Source organism: Rhizobium skierniewicense (assembly GCF_014196515.1).
In the GTDB taxonomy this organism is placed as follows: domain Bacteria; phylum Pseudomonadota; class Alphaproteobacteria; order Rhizobiales; family Rhizobiaceae; genus Agrobacterium; species Agrobacterium skierniewicense.
Window position 1 is genome coordinate 72,521 of record NZ_JACIDV010000009.1, and the last position, 15,393, is coordinate 87,913.

The window sequence follows — 15,393 nt, forward strand, 5'->3', positions numbered from 1 at the left end:
AATTCAAAGGCTCAAAGTCGTGCTGGCGGCAATGCCCAGCGGCACCGCACGGCCAAGCTGGCGCACCATGATCGAAAGCGTGGTCTGCGCTGCGCCGAAATCGGCCATCTCATCGTTGACGGCATAGAGGCAGCTCGTGGCGGCAACCTCCATCGTGCGGCGAACCACACCGTTGGCAAGCACCTGGATGCGGTATCGTTCGGACACTTCATCGAGCGGAATATCGGCTGCATCCCAGCCATCGGCCTCGACGCGTCCGCGCCGTACCCATGTCAGCAGCACGCCATCCGCGCCGCGCTGACCGCGCAGATGCACCGGCGCCAGCGGCATTTCGGCCCGCATTCCGCCCTCAAATTCAAATGGCCCGACAGCCGAGATTTGCGCGCCTGCGGCTTCGATGATCCAGTTCAGTCGCAGGCCCCTCTCGTCACCGCGCAGGCCCATCGGAACGACACCCGTATCCAGAATGACGACCTCAGCTCCGGTCACTGCGCCTGATGCCATCGCGTCCTCCGTCCCGAAAAGGCCGCGCAGAAGCCGGGTCAACCGCCATCGCTTTGCCGCGATCTCTTCGGCCTTTGCAAAAGCGGCAACCTCCCACGCGCCATCGGCACAGCGAATGGCAATGCGGTTGGCGCCGTTCAGCACGGCAAGGTCGGAGACTGACGCCAGATCGCCATAGGGCAGCGTCATCTCGATCGCGTCCGCACTGTTGAAGCGTCCGATGAAACCCCTTGGCACAGGCCCCGCCAGCGCACCGATTTTCGCGGGTTGGTCCAGCATGGCCCTCGCCTCGTAACCTTCGGTTCCGGCAGATGTCGACAGCACCATTCGCCGCCAGGGCTTGGCGAAGGCTGCAACCCGCGCGAAGCCCTGCGCATCGCCGGTTTCATATCGCGGCAGATCCATCAGCACGATATCGGGGTCGAACCCGCTCGAAGCGTCACCACCGCCATCGCGCGGCGCCTCGACTGCGCCAGACACCGTGCTGACGGCGATTGAAAACTCCCGCGCCTCAACGCGCCTGATATCGCCATCCTCGATCCGGCTGACCAGAAACCGCCCGCCCGGCCCGCCCTCCAGCTCCACGCAATTACCGGGGTCGAGCGCTATCTCGCTCGGCGAAATCGCAAAGCTGACTGTGCGACGACCCAACCGATTGTCGCGCAGCAGCGCCTCCACCGCATTTTGCGCCGTCTCCTGCGCCAGCACTGCGCCCAGATCGTAGCGCAGTACCCTGTTTCCGGCATTGTCTATGCGGCGGGACCGCACGCTCGCCTGTTCGTAATCCAGCGTCGGATTGAAAGCCGTCAGCACTGCTTCGGCTGCAAAATCGCTCTCATGCCCGCGCGCCTCCGACCAGAGGGCTGTGTCCTCCATATCCGCATAGGCGGAAATCACCTTCGTCTTGGTCGCAGCACGTCCGCGTGAGACGAAACGGAGCTTTGCGCCATCCTCGATCACATCAACCTGAAACGCCTCCAGCAAAGGTTCCAACAGGCTACGCGCCGCCGTCACATCGCCCTGCGCGTAACCGGCGACATCGCCTGTCACGGCAGAGACGTCGAAATCCGCAAAACCATGATCGTTCAACACTGCGGCGATGAGATCGGCCAGCGTGGTCGCCCCCAGCCTGCCATTCAGCCAGTGTCCGGTGCGCCAATTGCTGCCGTCGTTCCAGATCGAGGTGTCCTGTGGAAAGGCCGGATAGGGCCGCGCATCCCATGTCCAGACGAAAATCCTGGCGGGATCGACCATACCCTGAAGCGCCGAACCACCTGTCCAATGGTCATGATGCGCCTCCAGAAACCGCCTTTGCTGGCTGTCTGAGCGCATACGGCTGGAAAAATAGGGATAGGTGCTCTCGGATGATTTCGGATCGATGAAGGTGTTGGGCCGGTTGGCGCCCTTGTCGATGGCGGGGCAGCCAAGCTCGGTAAACCAAATTGGCTTCATGCCCGGAACCCAGGCGGTCGGTAATGTCTTTTCCGCACCGCCAACCCGGTCGTAATGCCGGTTGCGCCACCAGCCGACCAGATCCTTGTTGCGATAAACCCAGGGCTTGCCCTTCAATCCGTCGGAAATGGCGCTGCGCTTGCGGCTCGTCCGGTCAGCGTCGCTGGCGTAATACCAGGAAAATCCCTCGCCGCCTTCGATAGCACGGCCAAAGCCCGCCGCATCATCGCCACCCTCAAACCCATCCGGGTTCCCGGCCTGTACATCCTCGTCGCGCCAGTCCGACAGCGGCATGTAATTGTCGATGCCCACCGCATCGATCGAAGAGCTTGCCCACAGCGCATCGAGATTGAAGAACACATCGCCCGTTCCGTCTGCCGGATGATATCCGAAATATTCGCTCCAGTCGGCTGCATAGGTCAGCTTCGTCGAAGCCCCCACAACGACGCGCACATCCGCGGCCAAGCGCACCAGTTCGTCCACAAACGGAAAAGCATTTGCCTCATCGCGAACCCGCGTCAGCCCGCGCAGTTCCGACCCGATCAAAAACGCATCCACGCCGCCCGCCTGTTTCGCCAGCGCCGCGTAATGCAGCACCATCCGGCGATATCCGTCAGCACGATTGCAAAAAGTGGAGACTTGCGCGCGTCCCGCTGCCGTTCGGTCCACGCTCCCAGGCTGCCCCGCAGCCGGATGACAGGTAATCTTGCCACGCCAGCCATAGGCGTCCTGTTGCCTGTTGCCATAGGGGTCCGGCAACCCGTTGTCGACCGGCACGTCCATCATCACGAACGGGTAGAGACACACTTTCAGCCCACGCGCCTTCAGGTCGGCAATCGCCTGCAACACGCTTGCATCGCTCGGTGTGCCACCATAGGCCGGGCCGCCATTATGCCGGGTCACTCGCAAAGCCTGCCCGCGTCCCACCCCTGCGACAGACCATCGCATGCTCTCGCGGTTGCGGGAGACCACCTCCACGCCCGGCAAAACACGGCATTCCCCGGCGCGCATATCGGTCCCGAACCACGCCACCACCAGTGCCACGCTTTCAAGGTTGGGGCACAGCGCCTGCAGTTCGTCGAGGGAGGCGTGCCAGTCCGTTGCGGCCGTCAGTGTGTGGCGGTTCATCACCCGGCTTTCGCCCGCGCCCGTCCGCTCGGAGACAGCAACCGTCGCATAGCCATGCTCTGTCGCGCCCGGTATCACCGTCACGGCCCGTATCTGGCTTTCCAGCTTGCCGATGGGCCTCACCACCTCGAACTGCAGCAACGGAATGCGATTGCCGAAACTGTCGAGTGGCAACCGCTCGAACACGACGTAGGACAGGCCGCGATAGGCTGGTGCATTGCCCGCCCCTTGTTTCGCTTCAATCAACGGGTCGGGACGCTGTGTATCGCTTCCAGAGTAGAACCGCATCTCGATGCCGGTCAGGTCCAACTCCTGTCCGTCCGCCCATACACGCCTGACCATCGCGGTTTCGCCTTCGCACAGGCCAACCGCCAGGTTTGCAAAATAGCTGTAGGTTTCGACGGTGGTCGTGCCACTGCTGTTGCTTTTTCCACCCCGCCTTTCCCGCGTCATGTTTTCCTCAAAACGCGTTGCCCAGATCAACGTACCTCCGATGCGCACCGTGCCGTAAGCCCGCGCGATCGCAGCGCCTTCGTCTGCTCCGGGAATCCGGGCCGTGGAGAGCCGTGCACCCGTTACCGTTCGAGATGATGACAGCAGCGCGCTATCCAAGGCGCTCCCCGCCAACGCCCCCGCCGCCCTGCCGATGATCGTGCCCACCGGCCCGAAAATACTACCAAGAGCAGCGCCCGCCGCCTGTAAAACAAGGGTTGCCATCAATCACCTCTGGGGAAATCGGAATATGCCGGCGATACGTTTTCGCCATGAAGGCACAAGGGCCGAGCGCAGCACGCAGGCCCCTTCATAGGCATGAATGAAATGGTCGGCATCGGCCAGAATGCCCACATGTTTGGCCGCGAAATCCGGGCGCCAGCGAAACAGCAGCATGTCGCCCGGCAGCGCGTTCTCCATGCTGGCAACCGGGTGAAAGTGCCGGGATGCCGCCGCCATCAACCGGTCCTCGCCACCGCGCTCGGCCCAGTCGCGCGCGTAAGGCGGCGGCAATTCCGGCTCATCTGCGTAAAGCTCGCGCCAAAGGCCGCGCACCAGCCCCAGACAATCGCAGCCCACGCCTTTCAGGCAGGCCTGATGCCGGTACGGCGTGCCGATCCAGCTATCCGCCATCACCAGAACCCGTTCACCGATGTCGCTCATGAAAACAGTGCTCCACCATCGTGCTGGGTGCGGCTCGTCACATAGGAATAGGCGAAATCGGCCCCCGGCATATGCGGAAAGCCGCGAAAATTCAGGTGGTTGGCGAATTTCGCCTTGCAGGTTGCAAAGCTCTTGTCGCATCCCACCACCACGGTGAATCTGTCACCCGCCTGTGGTGAAACCTCCAGCGGTAGCCAGAAACTGAAGCTCGCCACCCCGTCCCGCAGGGTATGGTCATCGAGGTCGAAGCTGCGACCTGCGTTCCGGCCGCTCGAAAACGCCAGCCTGCCCTGCCTGAAAAACCCCTCTTCAAAACCCGCCAGCCCAGATACCGAAATCCGTCCGTTACCGTCGACGGAGACCACCGTGCCCGCCGCCTGAAACGCCGCGATATTGGCTCCACATCTGGCATCACCAAGCGCTGCATCACATCGCCTGCCATAGACGCGGCCCTGCGGCTGGCTCAGCCTGTGGGCAAAACTGCGCAATTCCGCCTTGAAGGCGCCGCCTGCCCGCGTCACCTCGCCAATCTCGCGCACCTTCAGCAACACGTGCTGCTGCGGCACCTGCCAGTTAACGCAGTAGAGCTCCACGCGGGCGCCGTCATAGCGACCCGCGGCCAGATCATCTTCGCTCACCGCCTCGTTTGAAAACCCGCCCGAAACCTCACCGCTGCTGGCCGCCAAGCCCGTCTCGCTGTCGTTTTCACCGGCCTGAAAACCGCTTGCGGCGAGATAGGTCACTCCATCAAACGTCAGTGCCTCATCATGTTCGGTGAAGCCCAACACAGCCCCGTCGCGAAGGCTGACCTTCCAGCAATGGCACGTTGTCGTCGCCTCGCCCTCCAGGTGTGCTGCAAAATCCTCTGGAACTCTCCTCACGGCAAAATCTCCACCAGTGGAATGGAAGGAATGCGTCCGGCCTCGAAGGCACTCAGGCTCACATCAATGCGATCGATATCGAACCTGACAGGCACATCGAACTCGAAACCCGCCCGCACAGCCGCACCCGCCGCAGGCACGTGGCCTGCCGCAAAGGTTACGATGCCGGTCACAAGGTCAGTGCTGAAATGTGCGGTCGAAACACCATTCACCGAAACCGTCACGGAGCCCTCAACGGGTTTGGTAATGGTCCGTGTCCAGCCTCCGCCCGCATCGGCATAGGTCTTCACCAGAGGAAAGGCTGCCGTCACGCCGTCGCCGGTCCCAATCCGCTGATCCATCGCGCTCGGCACAGTCAGTGGCGGGCAGGACCGGAAATCCACAGGGTCACGAAACCGGAACCCGTAAAGCTGCCCGCCCCGCGCCTCGAAAAACGCCAGCACGGCGTAGAGGTCACTGACAGAGCGAACGCCAGGCCCAGCATCATAGGCACGCCGCGAATTCCGCCACCTCTGGTTCCGGTTCTCCCGCCCATTGGAGAGGTTGACGATATCCGTCCGCCGCACCGGCCCGCCACTGGTTCCCAATGCCAGCCGCAACGGAAAGCGCACCTCATGAAATGCCGTCATGATATTGATTTTCCTAGATTTAAGTGAGTTTTTGAGTTCGCCCGCTATTTGTCTTTCGCCATTGAGCGACAGTGGGCGTCGCTCCCCCCCTCTGTCCTGCCGGACATCTCCCCCTCAGGTGGGGAGATCGACTCGTGGCAGCCACTCGACTATCTCTGATGTTGAGATTGAAGTGGGCGTTTGCGCCCAGCTGATCTCCCTCCTTGTGGGGGAGATGTCCGGCAGGACAGAGGGGGGGCCACATCCTCAACGCCAAACGCAAAAGCACATCGGCCAGAACTACAACCCCCGCTGCCCCCGCCCCACACTGCGCGCCAGCATCGCCGAAATCTGTCCCTCGCTGCGCCGAAAACTCGCCGCATCACTCGCCGTCACATTGAACACGATCTGCGTACCACCGCCGCCACCGGCAGAGGCAACGCCCAGCGAACCATCTGCCCCACGCTTCAATGGCAAAATCGCCTCACTCCCCGCCTCGCCCATCAGCCCCATGTCGCCACCCATCGGGAAAAACGTCGGGCTCGATACCACCCCACCATCCGCAAATGGCGTCACCCGTCCCGGCACGCCGCCATCTGCAAAGGCAAACAGCGATCCGGCCCCGGATGTGAGGCTGCTGACCGCCGATGACAGCATATTCTCCAGTGGCTTCAACCCTGCAGACAGCGCGATATTCGACAGCCGCATCCCCAGACCCTGCAAAACGCCGTCCAGCCCCTTGCCACCAATCGTGGCTGCCTGGAGCGCAGACGTCAGCGCCGACCCAAACCGCTGCGACCGCCGCTCCAGATCATCCATGACATCCGCCAGAGCCTGCGCCTCGTCACGCTGACCAGAAAAACTCGTCTCATCAACCATCGGCCTTGCCTTTCTGATTCAATTTGGGAAGCTAGGGGATTGGAATTCAAAGCCATTGCTGCATGACTTGAGCCGCATCGACATCATCACCCTCAATGTCATCACGCAGGGAGGCATGTCAGACCGGGATGTGCGACGGGCGGTAGACGTGATCGAAGAACACCGACAACTCTTCATCGATACCTGGAGAAAATATCATGGTTGAGATCAGCGATCAGGATCTTGCGCAGGCAAAAAAGCGCTGGCGCGAAGAGCGGGCAGAGCGTCCAGTGCCGAACGCCGTGCGCTTCGATCCCGCATCGGAACGGGTGATTGTGGATTTCACCAACGGTGCATCCTTTATGTTCCCGGCCCGCGCACTGGAGGGATTGGAATTGGCGACAACGGCCCAGCTTGCCGAGGTTGAGTTGCTGGGTGAAACCGGCCTGCATTGGGAAAGCCTAGACCTCGATTACACCGTCAGTGGCTTGATGAGCGGCATCTTCGGTAGCAAGACGTTCATGGAAGCGCAAAGCCGGGGCGGAAAAAGCAGATCCGTCGCCAAATCAGCAGCGAGCCGCGCAAATGGCGCAAAGGGCGGTCGTCCGAAGAAAGCCGCCAGGCCCTGATCACCCATCCGGAAAAGCCCGCATCAAACCCTCCAGCCGACCTCGATCCAAGCCATCACGCCGGGGCCGCATCCCACCGGTCATGGCAAAAAACTCGACCGGGGTCAGCGCCCAGAAAATATTGGGAGACAGCCGCAGCAGGCTCAGTCCGGCATGGATAACCTGGTCCCAGGGAAAGGGCTTGGCACCATGATCAGAGCTTGCGCCAGCTGCGGCACTCAGGGGGACGTTGTTGCCTGTCCCTCCGGCTGCGTCCCGGCAAATGTCGCGGTCAGCAGGTCGCCCACGATCGTCGCATAACCCGCAACACCACCTTCGATGCTCATCCCCGCCACGTCGTCGTCGGACAGCACGTTGCCCGCCCCGCGAAGCCCGGCACCGATGACGCGGATCATGTCGGCAGACTTCATTCGCCCGCTGGCAAAACGTGCCGCAAGGTCGGTCAGATCATCGGCGGCGAAGGCGGTTTCCAGTTCCGCCAGTGCGCCCAGCGTCAGGCACAGAATGCGCCTTTCGCCATCCAGCACCGCCTCCACCTCACCCCGCCTGCGGTTGGCGCGTCCAAAATTGGCCGCTCCCATCACAAGGCTCCAAAGGTAATGGCACCGGCCGATTCCAGCGCGATTTCGAACTGCACCTCGCCGTCGTGCCGCCCGGAATATTCCAGCGCGGTCACCTGAAACGGCCCCGCCACCGTGCCGAAATCCGGGATGACGATCTGCCAGCCGGGAATGCTACCGGCAAAAAACTGCCCCCGCACCAGCGCATCGCTCTGCTGGTCCTTGAAGATGCCCGATGCCGTCAACCCCGCACGCTGAATGCCCGTCCCCGCCAGCAATTCGCGCCAGCGCCCGGCACTTTCGGCATCCGTCACATCAACGCTTTCGGCGTTGAACGCCAGCCGCTTGGTGCGCAGCCCGGCAACGGTCACGAACGCCCCGCCATTCTCGATTTTCAGCAGCAGGTCCTTGCCCTTCTGCGCCACCATGGTGTGTCCTTTCAGTTTCACGATCTTTGAGGCAACACACAGCCCACCGAGTGGACGGTGCAGTTGGAATGAAATACGGTCTGCGTGGTTTTAAAGGAGCGCAACACGATGAAGGTCTTGGACAGTGAGCCTTGGGGTTGGGATCTGCTGGAAGACGGCGATATCCTTTATCTGCATGCCATCTGCAGCCACAGTGCCGTAGACTATTCGGTCATTATTGTGCTCAACGAAGCAGAGCGGGCGGCGTATGAAGCCAAGGGGCGAGCCTATCTCAACACCCTCGCCCACGATATTCACTATAGCGCTCCGGGTGTGATCGGCAGCCAATCACCTTTCAAACCACGCAATTTGAAGATTTCCGATAAGAACGTAGCGGAGAAGATATTCAACGCTCTTATGGCATCCGCCAAGGCGGCGTCATCCTCGCCGTGACGTCACTCTGTGACCGCCCGAAACCGGATCTCCGTTAAAAACTGCTTCGACTTTGCCTGTCGCACCGAGCGGCTGTTGCGAAAGAACAGACTGACCAGCGCGATGCCCCCACCCAGCGTCAGCGGCGCATCATCCAGCAGCGCCAGAATCCGTACCGCGATGTCCTGCGCCAGTTTCCGCCCGCCCTCTTCGCTCCAGACTTCAATGGTCAGAAAATGCTCTTCCGCCTGCTCGGACGCGGTCGAATAATCTCGGCTGTCGATTTCACCGAATACGACGCATGGCAGAACCGGGCGCGGCAGCAGCCGGTCGACGAGACCGCCGCGGCCCACCAGACCCACCAGCACCGCATCGCCGGAAAGCTGCGCATGCACGGCCTGCAACAGCGCGTTGGCTGCCCTCATCGGCTTTCCTCCTCGCAGCGGCAGACGATAAAGCGGCCTGTTTCATCCGGGTCCACAACGGATTGCACCACAAACACCCGCACCCCCTTGCGAAACCGCATGCCCGCCCGGATATCATCGCGAAATCCGGCCCAGATGCGGTGCGTGATCGCCACGCCATCGGCGGATGCCCGCTCGTAAGCGCCCTGCGAGACCGGCTCGATGGCCGCCCACAAAGACCGCAACACCCGCCATCCCGCTCTCACTCCGCCCTGTCCGTCCGGCAGATCGTCGGGCGTTTCAAGCTCCAGCCGCGCGGTCAGCTGGCCGGGGTCCAGAAAGGTCAGGTTCATCGCCCTACAGCCCTGTTCTGCAGAACGGCGCAATCAGCCGCTCATATCCGCGCGGCACACCGGCGGGCTGATCGGCTGGCGAAACCGCGCCGCGAAACGCATACATATGCGCAATGTGAACCAGCATCGCCCGCTTCAGCGTGTCCGGCACATCCGCACCGCTCTCGCCGAAACCCGCGGTAAAATCGATTTCGATGCCGTTCAGCGGTTGTCCAGGTGCGGGCGGCTGGCGCACCCACAGCCGTGCGGGGCGGCCCTCGCCATCCAGCAGCTTTTCGATCGCGGTCACATCGAAAGGATCGCCCGCATCATCGAAAACCAGAATCGTTTCGATGGCTTGCACCGGCCCTTTCGCAATCAGAATCACACTGTTGAGGGGCCAGTCGTCGAGGTAAAGCCGAAAACTCTGGCGCATCAGGCAAAGTCCCGTCTGGCGCTCCAGATAGTCGCGCGCGGTGGCGATCAATGATGTCAGCAGCGCGTCCTCATCGTCGCCATCCAGCCGCAAATGCGCCTTCACGTCGGCAAGCGTCAGCGCCTCCGCCTGCGGCGGAGTCAGTTGTGCATAGGTCATGGGGTCTCCGGGGAATTGGGTTGGTGTAGCAGCGACTATTGCCTGTCCTCACCTGTGGCTCACCCCAAAGGTGGGGAGATCGGCAAGAAGCAGGCGCGCCACTCTCTCCGTAATCTTTGAGAGGGGGCTGGACGTCGCAACGAGTCGATCTCCCCCCTTGTGGGGGAGATGTCCGGCAGGACAGAGGGGGATAAGCGACAGGCGATGGCGCTTATGTTTGTCCGCCACCATGCCGGGTCAGCCCCGGCATGGTGGAAGCACCAGCACCACTCAGCTCACGGCAAACTTCACCAGCTTCACCGCCTCGAAATTCTGCACCCCGCCACCCACACGCTTGGTGGTGTAGAACAGAACATAGGGCTTGGCGGAATACGGGTCGCGCAGAATGCGGATTCCGGTGCGGTCGACCACCAGATAACCGGAGCGGAAGTCACCGAAAGCAATCGACATGCTGTTGGCTGCCACATCCGGCATGTCCTCGGCCTCGGCCACCGGAAAGCCCATCAGCAGTGCCGCCTGGCCAGCGGAGGCTGGCGGTTGCCACATGTAGTTGCCGGTGGTGTCCTTGAAGCGACGCAACGTGGACTGGGTCTTGCGGTTCATCAGGAAGCTGCCATTCTGGCGATGTCCCGCTTTCAGCGAATAGACCGTGTCGATCAGCGTATCCAGCGGCCCGGCAGAGGCAAAGCCACCCGCCACACCCGTCGCCAGATAGCCGATCTTGCCCCAGCTCCAGTCACCGTTGGCCACCGTGTCATAGGCCAAAAGGCCCTTCGGCTTGTTCACGCCATCGCCGGAAATGAAGGCCGTCCCTTCCTGCTCGGCAAAGGCCACATCCACTTCGGATGCAATCCATGCCTCGATATCGACAGCGGAATCATCCAGCAGCCCCTGCGTGGCGGCAGGCATCGCGTATAGCTCCATGGTCGGAAATGTCAGCTCGGCAAGCTGCGGGGTGTTGGTCTGGGGCCGCGCCGCCGTTTCCGAAACCCACCCGGTCGCCATGCCGCTCGGTGCAAACGGCTTTTTCAGCACCGCACCGGAAACCTGCCGCACCGTTGCCAGCGCACGCATCGGTGACACCACCGCCATGCGCCTGCCGATATCGCTGTCGGTCTCGTTGGGCAGCAGGTAGCCGCCATCCGCACCGGCACTTCCGGCAAAGGCCTTGGCCTCCAAATCCCGTAGCGCACCCTCGTCACCCCGGCGAATATAGGCCTCGAAGGCTGCCTTGTGCTCTTCCGTTTCCGCAGAGGCCCCACCACGACGCCCCAGCACAGGCCGCGCCTTTTTGAGCGAAAGTTCGTCCATCACCTTTTTGTTGTCGTCCAGCGCCTTGTCGATCCGGTCGAGCTTTTCACGGGTCAGCACATCGCTGCCCATCTTGCGCTCGATGTCGCCGAGACGCTCGTCGTTGGTTTCACGAAACGCCTCGAAGGCTTCCATGAAATCATCGAACGCCGCCGTCATCGTGTCCGGCACGGCCTTGATCTGCGGTGCCACGGATTGTTCTGTCATCTTGTCGTCCTCTATTGATGTTTGTGTGGGAGCGGAAAAAGCGGGGTCTCACCGCCGGAAGCTGCGATCCGCCAGGCTCTTCGCCATCAGGCGCATGGCACGCACCAGCTCGGTCTCCCGGTCGCGAAAGAACCGGGCCTGTTTGACGTTGGAAACGCGCGCCGATGGCAGCATGGGAAAGGTCACGACGGAGATTTCCCACAGATCGGCTTCCAGAATGCGGCGGATGCCACCGCGCGCGGCCTTGCCCGCCCGCACCGTCTGGAAGCCGATGGAAAGCCCGTCCAGCGCACCCGTCTTCATCAGCGAATGCACCTCCTTTGCCCGCGCCACGCTTGGCGCCAGCACACCCTCCACAAACAGGCCCCGCTCATCCTCGCGAATGGTGCGCCACGCACCAATCGGCTGCGCGGGGTCGTGCTGGTACAGCATGCGAATGCCAGCGGCACCGCGCTCTTCGATGGAGCGCCTGAAGGCTCCAGGCTCGATCACGTCGCGGCCCAGATCCACCTCGCCAAACACGCTGGCATAGCCGGAAAACGAGCCGTCAAAGGCAATGCCGCGCAGTTCCAGATTGGCAAATTTGCGCGTGGCGGGCCGCGACCCGCGATAAGCGTGCATGAAATTCTCCTGAGATTTTGAGGAAATTTGTGCTGACGGATCAGCTCAGAGCGTTTCCTTGTTAAATTGAAACGTTCTGCCGGAGCAGATTTTCGTCAGGACAAAGGCGATTGGCGAAGGGCATACCCTAAGGTACGGTCGAGCCGATCGCCTTTGTCCTGGCGGAAATATGCCCGGCCCTCCGGGTTGGTTGAAACGGGCCACCTGCCTGCCCGGACGGCTTGGCCGTATGCTAAGGCTACGCCACGCGCCATCCGGACAAGCAGTCGATCCCGTTTGAACCACCAGAACTGTTTCCATTTAACAAGGAAACGCTCTAAAGCTTTGGCCGCGCCGAGTAGCGCTCGGCAATCCGCACCATCACGCCCAGCCCCCACCACGCGCAAAGGCTGGCAGCGGCAGAACCGGTGAGCATGATCTCCTGGCTTGAAAGCGCTGTGGAAAGACCCAGCCGCTGGGCAATCCAGAGTCCCACCGGCCCGCCGAAGATCATGCCGCACGCAAGTCCGGTCAAGAACCGGCTGGCCGCCTCGCGGTGGGTCTGCGGCAACAGATAGATCAAAGACACTCCGGCACCCGCCACGGCCCCGGTCAAGCGGGCAGCCCAGATGCTGCCCTCGTTGGCAAATTCAGACATGGGTAACCATTCCCGGTTAGAGTAGGAAAAGTTGCGCAGCGGATGCCTTGCACCCGCAATAGAATTTTTTGCGCTTTTCTCGAGTCATCGGAGCCGGTTGAGGGGAAACCTTCACAAACGGATTCCGGTTGTTGAGAGAGTGGTTGAGCGCTGCGGCTGGGTTATCTCTCCCCTTGTGGGAGAGAAAGCGATTTCAACATCTTAAGCTTGCTTAAGTGTTAGAAATCGCAAGTGAGGGGTGTTCCGCACCCTCAGCAGACCCCTCACCTGAAAAATCTATGACTTAGCTTTCAGCTAAAACCATGATTTTTCTTCCTCTCCCACAAGGGGAGAGGTACCCAGCCCTCACCCTCAATACCCCACCGCCTCCCGCTTCTCCTCGTCGTTCAGGAACCCTGCCGCCGCTACCCGCGCCCAAAGCGCATCCCGCTCGCTGGACAAGCCCGCAATCCTGTCGAGATCCGGCTCCAGCCGCAACGCACCGTCGAACAGCGGTGCCAGCCAGCCGGAAAGGCTCGCCGCCGTGCGGTTGATCAATGGCAGAACCGTCAGCCGATAGAACGCCCGGTTCGCTTCCTGATAATTCGCATAGGTGTTGTCACCGGGAATACCCAGCAGCATGGGCGGCACGCCGAGCGCCAGCGCAATGTCCCGCGCCGCGCCATTCTTGGCCTCCATAAAATCCATGTCCTTGGGCGAAAGGCCCATGCTCTTCCAGTCCAGTCCGCCCTCCAGAAGCAGCGGACGACCGGCGTTGACCGCGCCTGCGTAACCCTCCTCCAGTTCGCGTTTCAGGCGCTCATACTGGTCGGTGGAGAGATTGCCGCCTTCCTTGGGCTGATAGACCAGCGCCCCGGACGGACGGGCGGAGTTTTCCAGCAGCCGTTTGTTCCAGATGCTGGCCGCATTGTGCAGATCGAGCGCCGCGCCCGCCGCTGCCAGCGGCGAAAACCCGGCGTGGTCATCAAGCGGGTTGAACAGTTTCAGCTGTAGCAACCCCAGCCCGTCACGATCCGCCGCGATGCGCCGGGCCGCCCGGCCCTCGGCGCGGTAATCGAAGGCCGCAGCCCATCCATCGCCCCCTTCGATGATGCTGACGCGGTCCGGCCGTAGCAAATGCAGCTCGCGCAGCCGCTCCCCCACCATCAGTGGCTCGATATAGGCATTCCCGGAGAGCAGCAGATGACCATAGAGCGCCTCGAAAAAATCCGGCCCACTCATCTGTCCATTGGGGCGCGACAGCAACCGCAGCAAAGCATGCTCGCCAATCTCGTCGTCGCCTTCATACAACAACCAGCTGACAGACGCCGCAGCCTCTGCCACCATTCTGGCTGCCCGGTGCGCCACGGGGTTCTTCATGAACCCTTCGCGTGACAGCGCGCCATAACCCCGGCCAGACCAATGCGCCCGTCCCGCCTCACCAGACAGCACCAGGAACCCGCCCGCCGCCTTTTCTTCGCGCACAACCGCGCGCTCCACCGGGCGCCGCCACGGCAGGGAACCAAAAAATCGCATGGATATTTTCCTTTGAGAGAAAACAAAAAGCCACCCGTGGAGGTGGCTCAGATGGTGGGGCTGAAAGCCGACTTATCGTATCGGCACCTTCACCGCCCGATCGCTGTCGAAATCAGCCGCTACCCGCGTGTCGCGCAACGGCTTCACCGTGTTCGTAGACACCTCATAGGCCGGATCGGCCTTGTAGGCGGCAAGCGCTGCCTCGTTTTCGAATTCGCCGTAGACGATGAAATCGACCTGATTGCCCCACTGGTCTTTCTTCACGTTCTCACCAATTTCCAGTTTGAGCGCGTGGGAAATGCCGGTCAGGCCGGAAAGGCCCTTGCGCACCGCCTCGCGGTTGGCTTCTGGCACAGTGAAGAAAACGATGTGGCGGATCATGGAAGCACCTGTCATGCAAAATCTCGGGTGGAAATCGCTATCATCCCACCGCTGGCTGTTCAATCAGGGTCGCCGTCAACGCCGCGTAAAACGCCCGGCCGTAACCGGCAATCAGCGCTGCCCGGTCGGTGCCGTTGACGATGGCTCTGGCACCGTCCCAATCGGAGCGTCGGGCATCGAAATATTGCGACAGACGCCTGCCGGTAAAACTTCCGCGCAACATGCCCTCGACCAGGATGGTTGCGGACACCTGCGGCTCCATCGCCCGCTCGGGGCGCTGCACCAGGTCGATGCCGGTTACCGCAGCCATCGCCTCATAATTGCGCCTATGCGTCAGTTGAACCAGCCCGCGCCCCAGCCAGCTCTTGCCCTCGGCGTCGCGCCGCCAATAGGGCGTGCGCACCTGCCCCAGCCGCCCATCCGCATACGCCCGGTCCAGAATGCGAATGGCGGCATCGTCACTGGCAGCCAGCGTCTCGCGCACCGGCTGCATCGTCGCTGCCGTTTCGTGAAAGGCCGTTGCCAACATATAGGCCAGGTAGCGAGCATCGCCATCGGGTGCTCTATCGGCGAAGACATCGACGATCAGTTCGGTGCCCTGCACCTGCGCTGCGGTCAATCTTCCGGGAAAAGGAGCCGTGCGAATCATCGCAAAGAAACGCTGGATATCCACCACCATCATCACATGTCTCCATCATCGGTCATTAAACCTGAGGTTTTGATTTTTAAATTGCCACACCTAAATCGATTTAAAAAAATCCTAATCGATTTTATTT

At 61.6% G+C, this 15,393-nt stretch carries 20 protein-coding genes; 3 read left to right on the top strand and 17 right to left on the bottom strand.

Features of this window, described 5'->3' with window-relative positions:
- Nucleotides 1-3 precede the first annotated feature (3 nt).
- From GGQ73_RS15250 to GGQ73_RS15270, 5 genes are all read right to left on the bottom strand, one after another.
- Entirely contained in the window at nt 4-3,801 is a 3,798-nt protein-coding gene (locus GGQ73_RS15250; RefSeq protein ID WP_183897041.1) for a baseplate multidomain protein megatron, read from the bottom strand.
- A 3-nt stretch (nt 3,802-3,804) separates the two neighbouring features.
- Nucleotides 3,805-4,239 (bottom strand): NlpC/P60 family protein, encoded by a 435-nt coding sequence (locus tag GGQ73_RS15255; RefSeq protein WP_183897042.1) that lies wholly within the window; start codon nt 4,237-4,239, stop codon nt 3,805-3,807.
- Nucleotides 4,236-5,120 carry a DUF2163 domain-containing protein gene (locus GGQ73_RS15260; protein WP_183897043.1) on the bottom strand — a complete coding sequence of 295 codons (885 nt, stop codon included), beginning with the start codon at nt 5,118-5,120 and terminating at the stop codon, nt 4,236-4,238. Before GGQ73_RS15260 ends, GGQ73_RS15255 begins: the two co-directional genes overlap by 4 nt.
- Complete coding sequence (locus GGQ73_RS15265; RefSeq protein WP_183897044.1) at nt 5,117-5,749, bottom strand: DUF2460 domain-containing protein; 633 nt, start codon at nt 5,747-5,749, stop codon at nt 5,117-5,119. Before GGQ73_RS15265 ends, GGQ73_RS15260 begins: the two co-directional genes overlap by 4 nt.
- A 279-nt stretch (nt 5,750-6,028) precedes the next feature.
- Nucleotides 6,029-6,607 carry a phage tail tape measure protein gene (locus tag GGQ73_RS15270; RefSeq protein ID WP_183897045.1) on the bottom strand — a complete coding sequence of 193 codons (579 nt, stop codon included), beginning with the start codon at nt 6,605-6,607 and terminating at the stop codon, nt 6,029-6,031.
- Between the two features lie 55 nt (nt 6,608-6,662).
- Here GGQ73_RS15270 and GGQ73_RS15275 point away from each other — a divergent pair, with 55 nt between their 5' ends.
- Entirely contained in the window at nt 6,663-6,812 is a 150-nt protein-coding gene (locus tag GGQ73_RS15275; RefSeq protein ID WP_234910986.1) for a hypothetical protein, read from the top strand.
- Nucleotides 6,805-7,215 carry a DUF2442 domain-containing protein gene (locus GGQ73_RS15280; RefSeq protein ID WP_174152458.1) on the top strand — a complete coding sequence of 137 codons (411 nt, stop codon included), beginning with the start codon at nt 6,805-6,807 and terminating at the stop codon, nt 7,213-7,215. The genes GGQ73_RS15275 and GGQ73_RS15280 overlap by 8 nt, the downstream gene beginning before the upstream one ends.
- On the opposite strand, the gene GGQ73_RS15285 is transcribed toward GGQ73_RS15280, so the two are convergent.
- Genes GGQ73_RS15285 through GGQ73_RS15295 form a run of 3 tightly spaced genes read right to left on the bottom strand, consistent with a single transcriptional unit; the run spans nt 7,216 to nt 8,203 of the window.
- On the bottom strand, nt 7,216-7,479 hold the full coding sequence (locus tag GGQ73_RS15285; protein WP_327786359.1) for a rcc01693 family protein: 264 nt from the start codon (nt 7,477-7,479) through the stop codon (nt 7,216-7,218).
- Nucleotides 7,434-7,796: a gene transfer agent family protein gene (locus GGQ73_RS15290; protein WP_183897046.1), complete on the bottom strand. Its 363-nt coding sequence runs from the start codon at nt 7,794-7,796 to the stop codon at nt 7,434-7,436. The genes GGQ73_RS15285 and GGQ73_RS15290 overlap by 46 nt, the downstream gene beginning before the upstream one ends.
- A complete protein-coding gene (locus GGQ73_RS15295) occupies nt 7,796-8,203 on the bottom strand; it encodes a phage major tail protein, TP901-1 family (RefSeq protein ID WP_174152456.1) in 408 nt (135 codons plus the stop codon). Before GGQ73_RS15295 ends, GGQ73_RS15290 begins: the two co-directional genes overlap by 1 nt.
- 108 nt (nt 8,204-8,311) lie before the next feature.
- On the opposite strand from GGQ73_RS15295, the gene GGQ73_RS15300 reads away from it, so the two are divergent.
- Nucleotides 8,312-8,635, top strand: a complete 324-nt coding sequence (locus GGQ73_RS15300) for a hypothetical protein (RefSeq protein ID WP_183897047.1) — start codon at nt 8,312-8,314, stop codon at nt 8,633-8,635.
- Between the two features lie 2 nt (nt 8,636-8,637).
- Here GGQ73_RS15300 and GGQ73_RS15305 read toward each other — a convergent pair whose 3' ends face one another.
- The 9 genes from GGQ73_RS15305 to GGQ73_RS15345 form a co-directional block, all read right to left on the bottom strand.
- Nucleotides 8,638-9,039, bottom strand: a complete 402-nt coding sequence (locus GGQ73_RS15305; RefSeq protein ID WP_183897048.1) for a DUF3168 domain-containing protein — start codon at nt 9,037-9,039, stop codon at nt 8,638-8,640.
- Nucleotides 9,036-9,371 carry a phage head closure protein gene (locus GGQ73_RS15310; RefSeq protein ID WP_183897049.1) on the bottom strand — a complete coding sequence of 112 codons (336 nt, stop codon included), beginning with the start codon at nt 9,369-9,371 and terminating at the stop codon, nt 9,036-9,038. The genes GGQ73_RS15305 and GGQ73_RS15310 overlap by 4 nt, the downstream gene beginning before the upstream one ends.
- 4 nt (nt 9,372-9,375) lie before the next feature.
- Entirely contained in the window at nt 9,376-9,945 is a 570-nt protein-coding gene (locus GGQ73_RS15315) for a head-tail connector protein (protein WP_183897050.1), read from the bottom strand.
- Nucleotides 9,946-10,215: 270 nt separating this feature from the next.
- Nucleotides 10,216-11,463, bottom strand: coding sequence for a phage major capsid protein (locus tag GGQ73_RS15320; RefSeq protein WP_183897051.1), 1,248 nt, complete (start codon nt 11,461-11,463; stop codon nt 10,216-10,218).
- A 48-nt stretch (nt 11,464-11,511) separates the two neighbouring features.
- Nucleotides 11,512-12,084, bottom strand: a complete 573-nt coding sequence (locus tag GGQ73_RS15325) for an HK97 family phage prohead protease (RefSeq protein WP_183897052.1) — start codon at nt 12,082-12,084, stop codon at nt 11,512-11,514.
- Nucleotides 12,085-12,400: 316 nt separating this feature from the next.
- The gene (locus GGQ73_RS15330; protein ID WP_183897053.1) at nt 12,401-12,721 is read right to left on the bottom strand and encodes a DUF6107 family protein; all 321 of its coding nucleotides are present in this window, start codon (nt 12,719-12,721) and stop codon (nt 12,401-12,403) included.
- A 351-nt stretch (nt 12,722-13,072) separates the two neighbouring features.
- Complete coding sequence (locus GGQ73_RS15335) at nt 13,073-14,236, bottom strand: phage portal protein (protein ID WP_183897054.1); 1,164 nt, start codon at nt 14,234-14,236, stop codon at nt 13,073-13,075.
- Between the two features lie 72 nt (nt 14,237-14,308).
- Nucleotides 14,309-14,617: a Dabb family protein gene (locus GGQ73_RS15340; RefSeq protein ID WP_174152777.1), complete on the bottom strand. Its 309-nt coding sequence runs from the start codon at nt 14,615-14,617 to the stop codon at nt 14,309-14,311.
- Between the two features lie 40 nt (nt 14,618-14,657).
- A complete protein-coding gene (locus GGQ73_RS15345; protein WP_183897170.1) occupies nt 14,658-15,296 on the bottom strand; it encodes a hypothetical protein in 639 nt (212 codons plus the stop codon).
- Nucleotides 15,297-15,393 lie beyond the last annotated feature (97 nt).

Excerpts from the sequence above, each read along its gene's own strand:
- GGQ73_RS15290 (WP_183897046.1), bottom strand. The coding sequence starts at position 7,796 with ATGGGAGCGGCCAATTTTGGACGCGCCAACCGCAGGCGGGGTGAGGTG.
- GGQ73_RS15345 (WP_183897170.1), bottom strand. The coding sequence starts at position 15,296 with ATGGTGGTGGATATCCAGCGTTTCTTTGCGATGATTCGCACGGCTCCT.
- GGQ73_RS15250 (WP_183897041.1), bottom strand. The coding sequence starts at position 3,801 with ATGGCAACCCTTGTTTTACAGGCGGCGGGCGCTGCTCTTGGTAGTATT.
- GGQ73_RS15295 (WP_174152456.1), bottom strand. The coding sequence starts at position 8,203 with ATGGTGGCGCAGAAGGGCAAGGACCTGCTGCTGAAAATCGAGAATGGC.
- GGQ73_RS15280 (WP_174152458.1), top strand. The coding sequence starts at position 6,805 with ATGGTTGAGATCAGCGATCAGGATCTTGCGCAGGCAAAAAAGCGCTGG.
- GGQ73_RS15310 (WP_183897049.1), bottom strand. The coding sequence starts at position 9,371 with ATGAACCTGACCTTTCTGGACCCCGGCCAGCTGACCGCGCGGCTGGAG.
- GGQ73_RS15300 (WP_183897047.1), top strand. The coding sequence starts at position 8,312 with ATGAAGGTCTTGGACAGTGAGCCTTGGGGTTGGGATCTGCTGGAAGAC.
- GGQ73_RS15335 (WP_183897054.1), bottom strand. The coding sequence starts at position 14,236 with ATGCGATTTTTTGGTTCCCTGCCGTGGCGGCGCCCGGTGGAGCGCGCG.
- GGQ73_RS15305 (WP_183897048.1), bottom strand. The coding sequence starts at position 9,039 with ATGAGGGCAGCCAACGCGCTGTTGCAGGCCGTGCATGCGCAGCTTTCC.
- GGQ73_RS15255 (WP_183897042.1), bottom strand. The coding sequence starts at position 4,239 with ATGAGCGACATCGGTGAACGGGTTCTGGTGATGGCGGATAGCTGGATC.
- GGQ73_RS15265 (WP_183897044.1), bottom strand. The coding sequence starts at position 5,749 with ATGACGGCATTTCATGAGGTGCGCTTTCCGTTGCGGCTGGCATTGGGA.
- GGQ73_RS15330 (WP_183897053.1), bottom strand. The coding sequence starts at position 12,721 with ATGTCTGAATTTGCCAACGAGGGCAGCATCTGGGCTGCCCGCTTGACC.
- GGQ73_RS15340 (WP_174152777.1), bottom strand. The coding sequence starts at position 14,617 with ATGATCCGCCACATCGTTTTCTTCACTGTGCCAGAAGCCAACCGCGAG.
- GGQ73_RS15320 (WP_183897051.1), bottom strand. The coding sequence starts at position 11,463 with ATGACAGAACAATCCGTGGCACCGCAGATCAAGGCCGTGCCGGACACG.
- GGQ73_RS15325 (WP_183897052.1), bottom strand. The coding sequence starts at position 12,084 with ATGCACGCTTATCGCGGGTCGCGGCCCGCCACGCGCAAATTTGCCAAT.
- GGQ73_RS15315 (WP_183897050.1), bottom strand. The coding sequence starts at position 9,945 with ATGACCTATGCACAACTGACTCCGCCGCAGGCGGAGGCGCTGACGCTT.
- GGQ73_RS15270 (WP_183897045.1), bottom strand. The coding sequence starts at position 6,607 with ATGGTTGATGAGACGAGTTTTTCTGGTCAGCGTGACGAGGCGCAGGCT.